Origin of the sequence: Limnoraphis robusta BA-68 BA1 (genome assembly GCF_034932365.1) — a bacterium.
Classification (GTDB): domain Bacteria; phylum Cyanobacteriota; class Cyanobacteriia; order Cyanobacteriales; family Microcoleaceae; genus Capilliphycus; species Capilliphycus robustus.
Map to the genome: position 1 here is coordinate 1 of NZ_JAYGHR010000062.1, position 16,209 is coordinate 16,209.

The following is a 16,209-nucleotide window of genomic DNA, read 5'->3' on the forward strand; positions in this document are numbered from 1 at the left end:
GAGAAAGGCTTTTAAGATTTGGCGATCGCATTTTTGAACCGATAATGAAACAGCCCTGCCCTTAAAAAGGGGGGTTGGGGGGTTGGGGAGGTGGGGGGAAAAGAGGGGGAATTCTTGAAAGTCCCCCTTTCTAAGGGGGATTTAGGGGGATTCTTGCTAGGGCAATTTAGGGGGATTCTTGCTAGGGCAATTTAGGGGAAATTAACTGAAAAGAGGGCGGGTTGATGTCAGTTATCTCTGAGAAACATACATTTAGGAGTAACCCGCCCCTACTGAATTAAAACCGAATCCCGCAGCATTTGGGCGTCTGGATTTTGCCCTCGCAATACACTATTGCCATTAAATTGTGCAGTGTGATCAACCGCTTTAGGTGTTAGCCAGTCGCTTTCATTAAATTGACCACTTTGACTGTAAGCTTTGAGCGCATTTTCATAACAAACGGTTCGCACATCCGCTTCAGAAATGCCTTCTTTTAACATCAGTTGAGCGGTTTTCGGAACTGCTAACGGATCGCTTAATCCCCAGTCAGCGCTACTATCAACAATGATGCGATCAGTACCGTACTTTTTAACAATTTCCACCATCCGAGCATTACCCATTTTCGTCATCGGATAAATCGTAAAAGCCGCCCAAAATCCTCGCTCTAGAACTTCTTCAACGGTTTCTTCATTGTTATGATCAATAATCACCTGAGCCGGATCAAGACCATGTTCAATACAGCGATCCATACTGCGACTTGTACCTGCTTTTTTATTACGATGCGGCGTATGAACGAGTACCAACATATCAAGTTCTTTGGCTAACGCAAGCTGATCTTGAAAATATTTATCTTCTGTTTCCGTCATGTCATCGTAGCCAATTTCACCAATAGCAACAACACCTTCTTTACAGGCAAATATCGGCAACAAATCCATTACGGCTTCAGCAACGGTGGGGTTATTCGCCTCTTTAGAGTTCAAGCCAATCGTACAATAATGAGCAATACCAAACTGAGACGCTCTAAACCGTTCCCAACCCACAAGGCTGCTAAAATAATCTTTAAAACTGCCCGGATTAGTGCGAGGTTGACCCAACCAAAAAGCAGGTTCAATAACAGCAACAATCCCATATTCTCGCATCACGAGATAGTCATAGGTTGTTCGGGCTGTCATGTGGATATGCGGATCGATAAACATGAGATCTGTAGAATTCATGGTGATATAAATGTAGGTAACAAACTTTTCAGTTATTAGTTTTGTAGGGGCGGGTTCTACAACTAATTTATGTGTCCGAAAAACAATCTATATAAACCCGCCCTCATTTGAGTTGTTGGTGCAAAATTCCCCATTTATGTAAAAAATCCCCCCTGACTCACAACTGTTTTCAACTCAGGGCGAGACGCTAACAATGACTGTATTTTTTCAGAATTAGAAATAGCACAGGCGATCGCCCCTGCTTGTTGTTGCATCGGATCGGGGTGATCCAATACTTTTGTTAAATCTTCCGCCATGCTGTCAGTTGTAAAAGCCCCCATCGCCCGCCAAAGTTCAGGGGTAACAGTGCGATTTGCTGCCCAACGTTCATGGGCGTAGTCTATCAACATTTGTGACAAATTGGGGTTAGTTCGACGATCCAAACCGATAATATTGTGGAGAGGACAGTCGATGAAAATGGCTTTTAAAACCATTTGATTCCAAGCAGCTTCGGAAAGATAATTTGCCGGATAAGGGTTATGAAGTGCCACTGCTTTAAACACAACAGACATATTTGTGCGTATGCCTTCGGCTGCACGATCTTGGTATTTTTCCGGCGAAGGAAGTAGCGGTAACGCTTGATAAAGAGCAACTAATTCATCAATATCAGCCGCAGAAAAAAGTTGATCGAGAATGTTGTCATAGTCTTCAGGATTACCTTGAATTAATGACAAAATTAATAGCGTTCGAGCCAGCGCGTCAACTCGCCAGTATTGAGGTTGCCAACCGGGGCAAATTTCTGTTGCCGTTTTCAAATCTTCATCGCTAAATATCCAATTAGCTTTACCTAAACGACGGGGAACCAAGCTAAATGCAATGAAAAATGATCTTTGTGTTGTTCCTCCATTTAACAACTCAGACTGCTGTTTCTTCAGCCAAGCAAGCTGTTCATCTCGTAGGGGCGGGTTCTCCCCAAATGTATGTTTCTCAGAAATAACCTGTGTAAACCCGCCCCGAGAAAGCCAATTAAAGATTACATTTACAGTGCGATCAATGTGAGTTGATTTATTAATAGATGCAATAACCATGTTGCTATTTGATTAAACTGTTCAACTTTTTAGTCACCCGTTATGTAGGGACGAATTCCTTACAGTTATCAGTTATCAGTTATCAGTTATCAGTGTGTACTCTTCACTGTTCACTGTAAAACAATGGTCACTGGTCACTGTAAAACTGTTAACTGTAAAAAATCCGCCCCTACAAGGCAAGATTAACGAGTCAATTGACGTTTTTTGAGAAGTGCCGCAATAAAACCGCCAACAACTAACCCGAATACCGAAGTCGGTTCAGGTACTTTCGCCGCATCATCGTGATAATTAATGCTAAGAACCTGAACACGACCTTGGAAGAAATCTCCCACATAGAGTTTGTCATCACTAAGTCCCGTGCCACCTGTCCAGTTAAATGCACCCGGTCGCAGGTCAAGCGGATCTCCAAAAGGTCCAGTAGAACCGTCCGGGGGAGGCGGAGGGATAATATTACCGTCTGCTGTACGCGCAGGTTCGCCATACACAGTTAACAAATTGCCTTCTTTATCAAAAACCTGTACGCGGCTATTAATAGAGTCAGCAACATAAATATTTTCCTGCTCATCTATTTCCAAGCCAATTGGCTGCAAGAACTGACCCGGTTCTACCCCTTCTGAACCAAAAGTCCGAATAGAATTCCCTTCAGAATCTAAAACCTGAATACGGTTGTTAAACTGGTCAGCGACATAAATATTACCGCTAACAGGTGAAATGCGAATCCCCGCAGGGCCTTGAAACTGTCCCGGTTCAGTTCCCGCAGTACCGATAGTGTCAATAAGTTCGCCTGCTTCGTTGATCTTCAGGATGCGGTCGTTACTGAAGTCGCCAATATAGACGTTGTTATCCGCGTCGAAGGTAATCCCAGAGGGGCCAAAGAAAGCGCGACCAGGAATTAATCCCCCAAACTCACCATCTGCAATGGTTTGGATATAGTTACCGTCAGGATCATAAACATTGACACGCAGGTTAAACACATCACCCACATAGAGATTACCCGTTTTCGGGCTAAACTCCAATGCTCCGGGTTCATCAAACTCGCCTGGGCCGGTACCGCCACTCCCGACAGCACCAATATATTCACCCGTCGGACTAAAAATTGAAACTTCGTTACCAATGTCAAAGTTAGTCGTACCGTCAGGGTTTCGTCCGCGACCATTCCCGATGAAAATATTTCCCGTACTATCTTGAACAGTCACACCTTGAGGCACAAATAATTCGCCCTGGCCGAAACCCGGAGAACCAATTTGACTCTCATATTTAAGAGTAATCGCTTGGGCTTCAGAGGCGATCGCACCCAAACAGATCAACGATCCCGCCAGTAGGGGCGCAAGGCTTGCGCCCGATACCAAAACGTTTGCGCCCGATACCAAAACGTTTGCACCCGATACCAAAACGTTTGCACCCGATACCAAAACGTTTGCGCCCGATACCAAAACGTTTGCGCCCACTGATAATTTTTTAACGATCATAAGAATACTTCCCCAGTCATTGTAATGGTTATTCAATCTGCCTTGGTGACAATTAAGCTGCCGTCTGCTTTCGTTTAAAAACGAAATAACCCGTTCCCAAAAGACCCCAAATTAAAACAACCGGGGCAGAATTGGGTTCAGGGATATCAACAGCGTCACCTTCTGGATCAATTTGAAAAATCGTTGAGTCAGGGCCATTACCTCGACCCGCAACATAAACCAAGCCGTCCGTTCCGACAGTTAAGTTCACTAACAACTCAACACCGTCTACCTCGTTCCCGTCTAAAATCGTCCTAACTGCACCATCCGTATCGATCTCAACAACTTTGCCGCGATCGCCTCCTAATACCAAAGATTCAGTTGCCAAAACAGTCGCGTAAGCCTTACCATTAGGCGCAAACGCAACATCAGTAAGCTGAATCAGACCCGATGCAAACGTTGTTTGTTGACCATTGGCATCAATTTGAGTAATTTCTGATTTCCCCTGCGGAAACGGAAACCCGCCAAACTCAGCAACATAAAGATTGCCATCACCCCCAACGGCAACCCCAGTGGGAACGTATTGCAAAGCAAAGCTGGGTTCTTCCGTCTCCGGCGCTTGAGTGGGATCATTGGGTGCCGCAGGAGGCGGCCCTAACCCTTCTGGAAACAGCAGACTCTCGAAAGAAACGATTTCCGGTTCAAAAATAGCCTCAAGACTTAACTGGTTTTCAGTCAGACTATAGGCAAACAAATTATTCGCGCCCGAGTCTGTGATGTAAATAGTCTCGCCATTGATAGCAAGGCTGTTAGGGTTGCTGTCAATATCACCGCCCGTCGGGTTATTTTGCAGTTCATAGGCTGCCAAGTCTGCTAACTGCGTCAGTTCACCCGTTGCAAAATTGGCTTGGTAAAGACTGCCAAACTCCGATATTCCTAAAACCTCATTCTCCGAGTAAGGATTACCTGCGGCAGCATTAAGCGTTTGATCGCGCCTTGCCGGATCGCCCACCGATCCATAAACAATATAAGGCGTACCGAAAGCATCAAAGGCGATATCTTGCGGCCCAACTGCGTTGCTACCCTCTGCCAACGCCACAGAACTCAAACCCGTCAACACAGGTGTAACAGTACCGTCTTGAGACACTTTACTAATGGCGCCCGTATTGCCTAAATACAGGTCAAAACCCGGCATATTTGGCGAGGGGATAGAATTAGGTGAAGTCGAGCCTCCCCCAATTCCGGCTTCAGCAACGTAGAGTTCACCATCTGGGCCGAAAGCCAGTCCACGAGCATTATTCAAGCCAGAAGCAAAGGTGGTGAATGTTGCCGCTTGAGCGGTATTGGCAATGGAAAAGAAGAAACAGGTGAGTGCTAAGGAGCGAACCGAGTGCAAGATGTTCATTTCTAGGGTTAGGCGTCGAGACTGTCGGTGGTGGAGGTTTGCCGTCGGGTGCGATCGCCATAAACAACCACACCCCAACTGTCTTGAATTAACTCACCCTGTCTCGCTTACCTTTTAAACCAAAAAGGGACGCACCCCCCAATAACAACAGACCTAAGATGCTACCGGGTTCTGGTACTGCCTGGGCGTCGTTGAGCCTGATGATTGAACCATCCGTACCGATCGCATTATTGGCAACGTAGATGCCACCGTCGGGGCCGACTTGAATACCTGTTGCCGAGAAGATCCCTTCAGAAGCAATTGTTGTGCGAATGCCCTCGGGGGTGACTTTGATGACGGAACCCGGTAAATTCTTTAAGCTGCCTTCAACGCTATTTTTCCACTGCGCTTCATCAGCAAATTGCAACACTAACAGGTTGCCCTCTTCATCAAAGTCGATGTCGGTAATTTGGGTGAAACCATCTTGAAAGACTTCCGGTTCACCTGTCTCAGGATTGATGCGGAAAATTCGGGCTTCCCCTTCTGGATAGGGATAACCTGTCAGTTCAGCATAATAAACTGCACCATCTGGCCCGGTGGTAATTCCGGTCGGTACGGATTGCAACTCTAATGGGCCTGCCGGAGGCTCAAAGGAGGGCATTTCAGGTTCTTCGCCAGAATTTTGAGGCGGTTCAAAAGGAGAAGCGGGAGGAAATTCTACGTTTTCAACAAGCTGAGTTGGGGCGGCAAAAGCATTCCGCAGGACACCATCCAAACCGATATTGTAGATAACGTTAGCCCCTGCATCCACAACAAAAGCCGAATCATCTTTAATGGTGAGGGCAAAAGGATTACTAATGTAGTCGCCACCGTCAAGATTGTTCAACTGTTCATAGAGGGCAAAGTCAAACAATTCTGTGACTTCTTCTGTTGCTAAATCTACCTTAAACAGTTTGCCCAAGTCAGGGACATTTAATAATTCGTCAGGACTTGCAGTAGGGGGCGCAATGAAGTTCTGTTCGGGGGGTAGTTCAGTCCCTTGAGCGAGTTCAAACAGATCGATATCTCGGTTGCCTGGGTATCCAGCGTAGCCAACGACTAAGTAAGCATTACCGTTAGAATCAAAGGCAAGCTCTTGGGGGCCTGCACCTTGCTCTAGAGTCGGCTGAAGTGCCAGTGAGTCAAAGCCGTTGAATATTCTTGTCTGAGTGCCAGTCAGAAAATCAACTTTAGTGAGTGATCCAGTGTTACCCGCACAAATATTGGCAAAAGCAGCACTCGGAGAGGGCTGACAGTTTCCGTCACCGCCTGTACCTGTTTCCCCAACATATAGACTACCATCAGGGCCAAAAGTAATCCCGCTCGGATTATTGAGTCCGCTTGCTATTGTTGTAAAACTTGCTGCCTCAGCAGGCATCGCCACAGCGAATACGGCAGTAACCGTTAGAAATGAATAACCAACTTGCTTAAGTTTCATTGTTCCCGTGAAAAAATAAATAGTCGTAGCTTACAAATCAATAGAAGAAAACAGAAAAGACTGTTAATAGTTAGTGAGCAACTGAAAGCTTACCAGCCCTTAGAGCTTGGCGTAAAAAGATAGAAAAGTATGAATCAATAAGAATGAAAACTTTGGAGCCATACTTAGCTGGCAGAGTGACAAAAGTTACTCTCCACCATAAATATCTCAGACTATTTATTGCAATACAGTCTGTCTCAGTTAAAGCTCAAAACCAGTCTAAACTACCTATCAGACTTGGTTTTCTTCTAGGACACCCAGATGACTCATTGATAAACTAACACAGTAAAATAGATGAAAAGATGTCTTTTTTTTCGTAAAGGTTTGACTTTTTTTACGAAATTTCACGGAGGGTCTGTAAAAAATTGTTACCCGTATAACTGCCTATCTTTTTAAGGAATTTTCTAAAAAATAATCAAAGGTATCGTTAAAAATATAGTTGCAAAATTTTTAAAAGTATGCTCTACTACAGCCCGGTTTTTCTATCTCTTATTGCCTATTTCTTTTGGCATATTTCTTATTGCCTATTTCTTTTGGCATATTTAAATACTACCGCAGGAAATAGTAATCGGGGTAGGGCGGGTGTCACAAGCGAAAAACCCGGTTTCTTTGAGAAACCGGGTTTTTTAGTCTAAAATTCAAAACTTGATCAATTAATGGCTAAAATTCTAGTCTACCTAACACCCAAACTATTAGGGATAGTTGCGCTTTTATCAGCGATATTCTCTAAACTTTAGCGAGTGCTTTTTTGGGCTGATAACTCATCCCTTGGGCAAATGTTTCGAGATTACCTGCTTTCGCTTCTAAGAACCGTTTAATGTTCATACTTTCAGCGCCAAAGTCTTGAATTTGTAGCTTACCATGACGCAGAGGTTTATCAACCGGCCAAAACGTGATCCGATGTTGAATAAAACCTTCAGCATCAGGATCAGCAAACGCATAGGAACAGGGAATAATAATGCAAGGGCTGCGTTGAATAAAATTGTGATCAGGGTAATAGAAATCCTGCTCAATCAGATAATATTTGCTGAGAGTATGCGCTCGCAACTCAACCTTTACCTTTTGATTGTACTCATCTAAAAACTCACCCTCTTTCGAGCTAATTTCACCCGCAGGTCTTAGTAAATGCGCCCATTCATCCATTGTTCGCAGATCGCTGAGATATTCATATCCCATATCTATCGGCGCATCAACAAAGATAGTATCCGTCACAATTTTATAACGACCGTGAGCCGCTTCAGTTCTTCCAGTTTGGCGCTCTAAAATAGCCTTCAGCGAACGACATTCAGAAGTATGCACAGTTTCAATTCCTTGCATAATCATCGGCACTCGTCGCTTCGGATCAACAAAACTCAACCAGTGAAAATAAACCCCTGACTCATCAGTTCCAGGTTCAATATATTCAGGGGGAAATAGCATCACCGGATAAACCTGAAAATACTCTTGGTATTTAATCCCACAATGCCATTCAATCCCCTTAAAGAAACCATTGTCAATTCGTTTGACATGATAATACAAATTATGTTGATAACCCGAAGCCGTTCCCAGCCAAGTATCTTCATCAACTTGCTCGATCATCCGACTAAACAGCGTCCAGTCATCTAAATTTTTCAGACTGCAAAGATAGTCAAAAGCCGTATCAGTATCAGTCGCAATATAAGCAGACGTAGCAAAGGTATTCTCTTCCATGATCTCCTCTAGTATGAATTCAGTTTGATCTGCGGGCTATGCACTCACCAACATTTGAGCCTGTTGCGCCTTAATAATGCGTTCTTCAGCAAGCTGTTTAGAAGCTTCGTGAGTCGTCATTCCGGTTGTATTGGCTTTGTTGAAAAGTTCGATCAACGTATCGTAAATACTATGAACATGGCTAATCGCTTTCTTCTCGTTATAGCCAATCAACTCATGGTAAACATTAATCAACCCACCCGAATTTATAACATAATCAGGGCAGTACAAAATATCTTGAGCCGTGAGCATTTCGCCATGCAGTTGCTCATCTTCAAGCTGATTATTAGCCGAACCTGCAATAATACCCGCTTTAATCATCGGAATAGTCTGACTGTTGAGGATCGCTCCCATTGCACAAGGGGCAAAAATATCAACATCAAGTCCATAAATTTCTTCCGGTTCAACCGCAGTCGCCCCATATAACCGTGCCAGTTTAGAGACTTTGGCTTGATTAATATCACTAACAAACAGCTTGGCATCATTTTTGTAGAGCCATTCACAAAGATGCTGTCCGACATTTCCTAAACCTTGAACAGCAACCTTTAACCCTTTGAGGCTATCAGAACCAAAACGGTATTTCGCCGCAGCTTTCATCCCCAATAAAACCCCAATAGCCGTAACCGGAGCCGGCCCACCCGACTTTTCTTGAGTCCCGACAACATACTGAGTCTCACGGTTAATTTGTCGAACATCTTGCGGCGTGAGGTTAATATCTTGACCCGTGATAAATCGACCGTTTAGGCGCTCAATAAATCGACCATAAGCCTGTAACAACTCACAGGTTTTCTCCTCCGGTTTGGCGATAATCACCGCTTTACCACCACCCATCGGAATGTTCGCACAAGCGGCTTTATAAGTCATACCTCGGCTGAGACGCAAAGCATCAGTTAAAGCAGCAGCCTCACTTTCATAGGGCCATAAACGAGTGGCACCCATAGCAGCACCCAGTCGGCTATCGTGAATGGCAATAATTGCCTTGAGTCCTGATGCTTGGTCATGGCAGAACAAAACCTGTTCATGGCCTGCTGCGGAGGTTGTTTTAAATAATTCCATAGTCGTCTATCTCTCTTGAGTAAAGGGAAAAGGCAGAAGTCAAAAGTTACGGGTAATTTACGAATTACCCGACTGATATTTAAACCATCGGAAAAGAAACTTGCTCTTTAGATGAACCATTTTTTGAGGAGTGGTCATCTAACGAATAGTCTTTCAGTTCGGGTTTTTCCTCTATTTTTACTGCGGAACGATTGGCTAAACTCTTAGTCCGTCCCTTAGAAGGAGCGTGACGATTAGCATCAATTTTAACATCAATAACAAACGGCCCAGGAGCAGCCATCGCTTTTGTTAGAGCATCTTCAAGCTGTGACTCACAATCAACCTGAATACTTTCTGCTCCCATCCCTTGAGCTATCATCGTAAAATCAGTTTGAGGCATCAGCGCGTCAGCTTGGAGTCCTAACATCGCCATGCCTTGATAGCACATATTGTAACGAGCATCGTTCAAGACAATCCAAACCGCAGGAATTTGGTATTTAACCGCAGTGCTGACTTCGCTGTTCATTAACATCGAACCATCACCAACGATCGCAACAGCTTTATTCCCTTTAGCAACAGCAGGACCCAAAACACCTGTCGTTGCATGACCCATTGAACCGACCCCTGTACTCACCCGATAACGATTGGGTTGAGAAAAGCGTAACAGGTGAGTAGACCAAGTAAATGAATTACCCGACTCAGCCAATACAACAGCATCGCTCCCTTCAACGATGATTTTTTGGATAGCCTCCATTAAAATCTCAGGACGCACAAGGGTACTGGTAGCCTCTGCAATGGGTTCCCGTTCAGGGTTGGGTAGGTTTGCAGTCTGTTTGGGATAGTTGTTCGACAGATGGGGTAATAGCTGACGTAGGAAAGTCCCGATATCAGCTTGAACAGGAATTGTCGGCGCCGTTGGATAGCTAGCCCCAATAACGCTCGGATCAATATCAACTTGAATAAATCCTTGACTCGGCACCAAGTCGGCACTCCAAAATGAGGTCGGTTCACCCATGCGAGTCCCGAGTACCAACGTTCGTAGCGGTTTAACGGCTTTGAAATAGTTCAGCACCGAACCATGACCGCCTAACCCAGTGATACCGACAAACTGAGGATGATCTTCAGGAAAGAGTCCTTTCGCTCGGGGAGAACACATGACGGCGGCACCTGTGATCTCGGCAAGCTGCATGATTTCTTTTGTTGCTAAACGAGCGCCATAACCAACCCAAATGGCAAAGGGGCCTTCGGAAAGTAACTCTACACAGTGGGAGATCAGAGAATCTGTTGCTGCGATCGCACTTTCTACGACAGTCGCTTTTGGGAGCGACATCGGCATCGGTAACGTTTGTACCCCTGTGGGAGTGCTGATATGAGCGGTAAAGCCTCCGGGCTGAGATAACCCCTGTATCAGTCGTCTGCCAATTTGAGGCAGTTGCTCGGGGCAGTCAATGACAGTAGCGTAGTTGTACAACGCTCCCGAGTTAAATAAGCCGTCTTGGGGCAGGGTGCGAGGGCTGGTTTCTTGAATTGACCACCGTCCTCGCTGGGATGGAGACGTACAGGCTGACAGATGAATCACTTTACCGCCTTCGCCTCGTGCTGCAAACAGTCCAGTCAAGGTATTGGTAATGCCAGGGCCAGCAGTTGAAAAGACAACAACGGGGCTGTTGGTGGCGAGGGAGGCTTCGAGAGCGGCAAAGGCAGCACCCGACTCGTGACGACAGTGAACCACTTGGATCTGACTACTGTTCGATAAAGTATGCCACAGGGTTGCCATTGCACCACCGGAAACACCGAAAGCCCATTCCACACCCAAGTCTTCTAATAACTTGACGAGCGCTTGACAGACTGATGTCTCTTTTTTGACTGCTGACTGGCTCTGATGTGAACTCTCAACAGACTCTTCTACTAACTGTTTGTTAGCTATTTTAATCGGTTTCTCCTGAGTAATTACAGGAGAATACTTAGTAGATTGATTGCTCATTTTTTAGGACTATTCTCGCTTTATCTGGTCTTAGCCTTCTAGTTCTTATAGCTGGCTGGTTATCACAAACATCATAAAGACAGACTTGAGAACAGTGCTATGCACATTATTTCGGATGAGATATCAATTCTTTAGGTTTTTCTAAGTTTTACTCAACCTCTAGATCCGCTCAAACTTAGATATAAGTAGATGTAGGGATAAGGCGCGATTGCAAACTTGAGAGCATAGATTGAGCCTTTTAATTTCTTTTTAACCTTAGACAGTCAGCACCTTGCTTGTGTTTATTCCTCTATCTTAGGTTATAAGTTGATTGATGAGTCTAGCTCTATCCTTATACATAAAATATAGTAGAAATTCTGATTTATGAGAAAATCTAAATAAATGTAACGACCTCCCGAAAAAATATCATTAACTTTATCGATCAAGTTCTTTAAGCTCAGAAACAGTAATCAGTGTTTTCACGGACACCTACAGCTAAAATTATGGAGATTTTGAAATAATGACCTACAAACCCCAACAATATCTAACAGATGGTGGTATCGAGATATTTCGACAGGTCGAACTGTTGTCGATGGAAACCGCGCTCAATCAAGTCTTGTCTAAGTTAGATACTGCGCGGGGTGGATTGTTAACCAGCAGCTATGAATATCCAGGACGCTACAGACGATGGGCGATTGGATTTGTCAATCCCCCCCTTGAAATCGCCACACGCGACCATGATTTTACAATTACAGCCCTCAACCAACGAGGAGAAGTCTTACTCGAACAGATTTCTAATGCAATCCTCACCTGTGCGGATTTGCAAAATATTAATCACAGTCGCCAGACCATTACAGGAACAGTTGTAAAAGCCAATCGCCTGTTTTCAGAAGAAGAAAGAAGCCAACAGCCCTCTGCATTCTCAGTCATTAGAGCGATGATAAATGCGTTGAAAAGTGACGAAGATGAACATTTAGGACTGTATGGAGCGCTAGGCTATGATTTAGTCTTTCAGTTTGAGCCGATCGCTCAAAAGATCAAGCGTCCAAGCGATCAGCGAGATTTAGTGCTGTATTTGCCGGATGAACTGATTGTCGTAGACTACTACCTCCAGCAAGCCTTTCAACTTCAGTACGACTTTCAAACAGCCAACGGTTCAACATTCGGACTCCCTAGAACAGGCGATGTGATCGATTATCGTGGAAAACGTCAACCCGTTACCCAAGTCGCCGATCATGGCCCTGGCGAATATGCAGAGTTAGTGAAAACGGCTTTTGATTATTTCCGCCGAGGGGATTTATTTGAAGTGGTGCCATCTCAAAGCTTTTTTGAAAGTTGTGAAACCGCACCCAGCGAGTTATTCCGAACCCTACAAGCGATTAACCCCAGTCCTTACGGCTTTATATTCAACCTGGGTGGAGAGTATTTGATCGGGGCTTCCCCTGAAATGTTTGTGCGAGTTGATGGACTGCGGGTGGAAACCTGTCCGATTAGTGGCACAATAGAACGAGGCGATGATGCGATCGCAGACGCTTCTCAAATTCGGCATTTACTCAACTCCCTCAAAGATGAGACCGAGTTGACCATGTGTACAGATGTCGATCGCAATGACAAGTCCCGAGTTTGTAAGCCCGGATCAGTTCAAGTTATCGGTCGGCGTCAGGTGGAGATGTACAGCCATTTAATTCATACCGTTGACCATGTTGAAGGCGTTTTAGAAGACCAATACGATGCTTTAGATGCCTTTTTAACCCATACCTGGGCAGTAACCGTCACAGGCGCTCCTAAACGAGCCGCGATCGCTTTTATTGAACAGCATGAACGCAGCGCCCGTCGTTGGTATGGTGGAGCAGTGGGTTATTTTAACTTTAATGGCAACCTCAACACAGGCTTAGTTTTGAGAACGATTCGCCTGAAAGATTCTGTCGCAGAAGTTCGCGTCGGAGCAACGGTACTGCATAGTTCAATTCCCGAAGCAGAAGCCAAAGAAACGCTCACCAAGGCGGCTGCAATGCTACAAGCCCTCAAACAAACCAAACACGACTACTTAAGTCAAAGCGAGTTGATATCCCCCGCCCAAACAACCGCAAATAGCCCCAAAGTGTTGATTGTGGACTATGAAGACTCTTTTGTTCATACCTTAGCCAACTATATTCGATACTGCGGCGCAACAGTCGTAACACGACGTCACGGCTTTCCATTAGAGGTTCTCGATGCTTTGCAACCTGATCTGGTTGTGCTTTCACCTGGGCCTGGGCGTCCGAGTGATTTCGGCGTCAGCAACATGGTAAAAGCTTGTGTTAATCGTCATATTCCTTTGTTTGGAGTGTGTTTAGGGTTACAGGGTATTGTCGAAGCGTTTGGCGGAACTTTGGGCGTTTTAGACTGTCCGCAACATGGCATTTCTTCACAAATTACAGTCGTAGACTCTGACTGTGTGTTGTTTAAAGGACTGCCTTCAACCTTTGAGGCGGGACGGTATCACTCGCTTTATGCCGTAACAACAGCTATGCCTGCTGAACTCAAAGTTACTGCATTTTCTGCTGATCAAGTAATCATGGCTATCCAACATCGGGAACTGCCAATAACAGCAGTTCAATTTCATCCAGAATCACTGATGACAATGGCGGGGAGTGCAGGTTTGAAGATGATTCAAAACGTCATTGATGCTTACAGTTCACAGCATGGTGTTGTCAATTCTACACAAGCCGAAAACTCACTTTTAAGCCTAGTTTAAAACAGTTCAGTTGCAGCATTTATTCAGATGAAAATTCGCCGTCGCTTAACAGAACCCGGTACAGGTTATGAGATTGCGCCCCGACAATCAACTCCCGACAATATTCTCGAAAAGATTATTTGGCAAAAAGAACAAGAAGTCTTGCGGATGTTGCAGGGGATATCTGTTGGCGCAGGTTCACCTCGACTGATTCATCCTAAAAACAATATTGCCAAACTTCCCCCAGTTTCTCCTGAAGTTAGAAACTTTGCTAAAGCACTCCGTGCGGGATATCCAGCGCTCATTGCTGAAGTCAAAAAAGCAAGCCCCAGTAAAGGGATTATTTGCCCAAATTTTGATCCAGTGAAAATCGCACAAGCCTACGAACGAGGCGGCGCCGCTTGTTTATCTGTTCTCACCGATGAAACCTTTTTTCAAGGAAGTTTTGAAAACTTGCGATCGCTTCGAGACAGTGTATCCCTTCCCCTGCTGTGCAAAGAATTTATCATTGATGCCTGCCAGGTGATTACAGCACGGGCGGCGGGTGCGAATGCGGTGCTTTTGATTGCGGCAGTTCTGACTGATGCTGACTTAAGCAAGTTATCAATATTAGCTTACCGCTTAGGGATGGATTCTTTGGTAGAAGTTCATACTCTAGCAGAATTAGACCGGGTGTTAGCACTGCCGGAAACAGGTAAAAGTATAAAGCTAGTTGGCATTAACAACCGCAATTTAGAAGATTTTACTGTTGATTTAGCCACCACTGAACAGTTATTAGAAGCGCGAGGTGAAGCACTCCGGGCGAAAGATATTGTGGTTGTCAGCGAGTCCGGCTTAAAGACAGCTTCAGACCTAATTCGTGTTAATCAAGCAGGTGCAAATGCCGTGTTAGTTGGTGAATCTTTAGTGACTCATGCTGATATTGCAGGGGCTGTGCAGGCTCTATTAAAAGCGGATAAGGAAGCGTCGATAACGGATGTAGGGGCGGGTTCGGAATTGATGGATCGTTTCTCAAAAACAATATAAATCAACCCGCCGATTAAATGACCTGTAAAACCCATATATCTAGGCTTATAACAGTTAAGTTAATCCGTAGAATCCTTTTCTTATCCGTTTCATTTATTCCTCAATTAGAACTACAAAGATGAAGACAAAGACTCAAAGCATTTCTGAGTGTTTCCAAACGCTAAAAAGCCGCAGTGAATGTGCGTTAATTCCGTTTATTACCGCAGGCGATCCTGACCTAGAAACAACAGCAAAAGCTTTACAAATTCTTGATCGTAGCGGCGCTGATCTGATTGAGTTGGGAATTCCTTACTCAGACCCGTTAGCCGATGGCCCCGTCATTCAAGCGGCCGCAACTCGCGCTTTAGCAAAAGGGGTGACATTTGACCAAGTGTTGCAGCTTGTTGCTGATGTCACTCCGACGCTGAAAGCCCCGTTGATTTTATTTTCCTATTACAACCCCATCCTCTATCGGGGAATTCGTTACTGTTTAACTCAGTTTGCCAATGCTGGAGTTAAAGGGCTAGTTGTGCCTGATTTGCCCCTAGAAGAAGCTCAAACGCTGTTAGATATCGCCTCTGAGGTGGGGATTGAAGTTATTCTTCTAGTCGCGCCTACAAGCCGCTCAGAGCGCATTCAAGCGATCGCCCAGAAGTCGCAAGGATTCATTTATCTGGTGAGCGTGACTGGGGTTACAGGAATGCGATCGCAGGTTCAGTCACGGGTTGAAACGTTAATCAGCGAACTAAAAGCCAGTACCGATAAACCTATTGGCGTTGGTTTTGGCATTTCCGAACCCAAACAGGCCCAACAAATTGCCCAATGGGGTGCTGATGCTGTCATTGTCGGCAGTGCTTTTGTACGGCGTTTAGCTGAAAACTCACCCGCACAAGCACTTAAAGACATTGAACAGTTAGCGCAAGACCTGAAAAATGCGATCGCGTAGGGGCGGGTTCTACAAAAATGTCTGTTTCCTAGAAATAGCTTACATAAACCCGCCCTCCCCATCAAGGGTTCTACAAAAATGTCTGTTTCCTAGAATTTGTTAAGGTGACGGGCGGGTTTATACAGGTTGTTGCTAACAATTGTAGATTTTCTCTGAACCCGCCCCTACAGAAAACTGCTTCCTAGAAAAAGGATTTTTTGACAATGGT

Annotated in this window: 11 protein-coding genes; 3 read left to right on the forward strand and 8 right to left on the reverse strand. The window is 44.9% G+C overall.

What is annotated here, in order from left to right:
• Positions 1-269: 269 nt before the first annotated feature.
• The 8 genes from VB836_RS14480 to scyA all read right to left on the reverse strand — a co-directional run bounded on the left by VB836_RS14480 (position 270) and on the right by scyA (position 11,355).
• The gene (locus VB836_RS14480) at positions 270-1,193 is read right to left on the reverse strand and encodes a TatD family hydrolase (protein WP_323220079.1); all 924 of its coding nucleotides are present in this window, start codon (positions 1,191-1,193) and stop codon (positions 270-272) included.
• Positions 1,194-1,327: 134 nt separating this feature from the next.
• Positions 1,328-2,260, reverse strand: coding sequence for an EboA family metabolite traffic protein (locus tag VB836_RS14485; RefSeq protein ID WP_323220081.1), 933 nt, complete (start codon positions 2,258-2,260; stop codon positions 1,328-1,330).
• A gap of 182 nt (positions 2,261-2,442) precedes the next feature.
• Positions 2,443-3,729, reverse strand: a complete 1,287-nt coding sequence (scyF, locus tag VB836_RS14490) for a scytonemin biosynthesis PEP-CTERM protein ScyF (RefSeq protein ID WP_323220083.1) — start codon at positions 3,727-3,729, stop codon at positions 2,443-2,445.
• A gap of 52 nt (positions 3,730-3,781) precedes the next feature.
• The gene (locus tag VB836_RS14495) at positions 3,782-5,113 is read right to left on the reverse strand and encodes a ScyD/ScyE family protein (protein ID WP_323220085.1); all 1,332 of its coding nucleotides are present in this window, start codon (positions 5,111-5,113) and stop codon (positions 3,782-3,784) included.
• Between the two features lie 88 nt (positions 5,114-5,201).
• Complete coding sequence (locus VB836_RS14500; RefSeq protein ID WP_323220087.1) at positions 5,202-6,569, reverse strand: ScyD/ScyE family protein; 1,368 nt, start codon at positions 6,567-6,569, stop codon at positions 5,202-5,204.
• A 765-nt stretch (positions 6,570-7,334) separates the two neighbouring features.
• Positions 7,335-8,297: a scytonemin biosynthesis cyclase/decarboxylase ScyC gene (gene scyC / locus VB836_RS14505; protein WP_323220089.1), complete on the reverse strand. Its 963-nt coding sequence runs from the start codon at positions 8,295-8,297 to the stop codon at positions 7,335-7,337.
• A 36-nt stretch (positions 8,298-8,333) separates the two neighbouring features.
• Positions 8,334-9,392, reverse strand: coding sequence for a tryptophan dehydrogenase ScyB (scyB, locus tag VB836_RS14510; RefSeq protein ID WP_323220091.1), 1,059 nt, complete (start codon positions 9,390-9,392; stop codon positions 8,334-8,336).
• Between the two features lie 79 nt (positions 9,393-9,471).
• Positions 9,472-11,355: a scytonemin biosynthesis protein ScyA gene (gene scyA, locus VB836_RS14515; RefSeq protein WP_323220093.1), complete on the reverse strand. Its 1,884-nt coding sequence runs from the start codon at positions 11,353-11,355 to the stop codon at positions 9,472-9,474.
• Between the two features lie 499 nt (positions 11,356-11,854).
• Here scyA and VB836_RS14520 point away from each other — a divergent pair, with 499 nt between their 5' ends.
• The 3 genes from VB836_RS14520 to trpA all read left to right on the forward strand — a co-directional run bounded on the left by VB836_RS14520 (position 11,855) and on the right by trpA (position 16,001).
• A complete protein-coding gene (locus tag VB836_RS14520; RefSeq protein ID WP_323220095.1) occupies positions 11,855-14,071 on the forward strand; it encodes an anthranilate synthase in 2,217 nt (738 codons plus the stop codon).
• Between the two features lie 27 nt (positions 14,072-14,098).
• Positions 14,099-15,076 carry an indole-3-glycerol phosphate synthase TrpC gene (gene trpC, locus VB836_RS14525; RefSeq protein ID WP_323220097.1) on the forward strand — a complete coding sequence of 326 codons (978 nt, stop codon included), beginning with the start codon at positions 14,099-14,101 and terminating at the stop codon, positions 15,074-15,076.
• A 118-nt stretch (positions 15,077-15,194) separates the two neighbouring features.
• Positions 15,195-16,001, forward strand: a complete 807-nt coding sequence (trpA, locus tag VB836_RS14530) for a tryptophan synthase subunit alpha (protein WP_323220099.1) — start codon at positions 15,195-15,197, stop codon at positions 15,999-16,001.
• Positions 16,002-16,209: the final 208 nt, after the last annotated feature.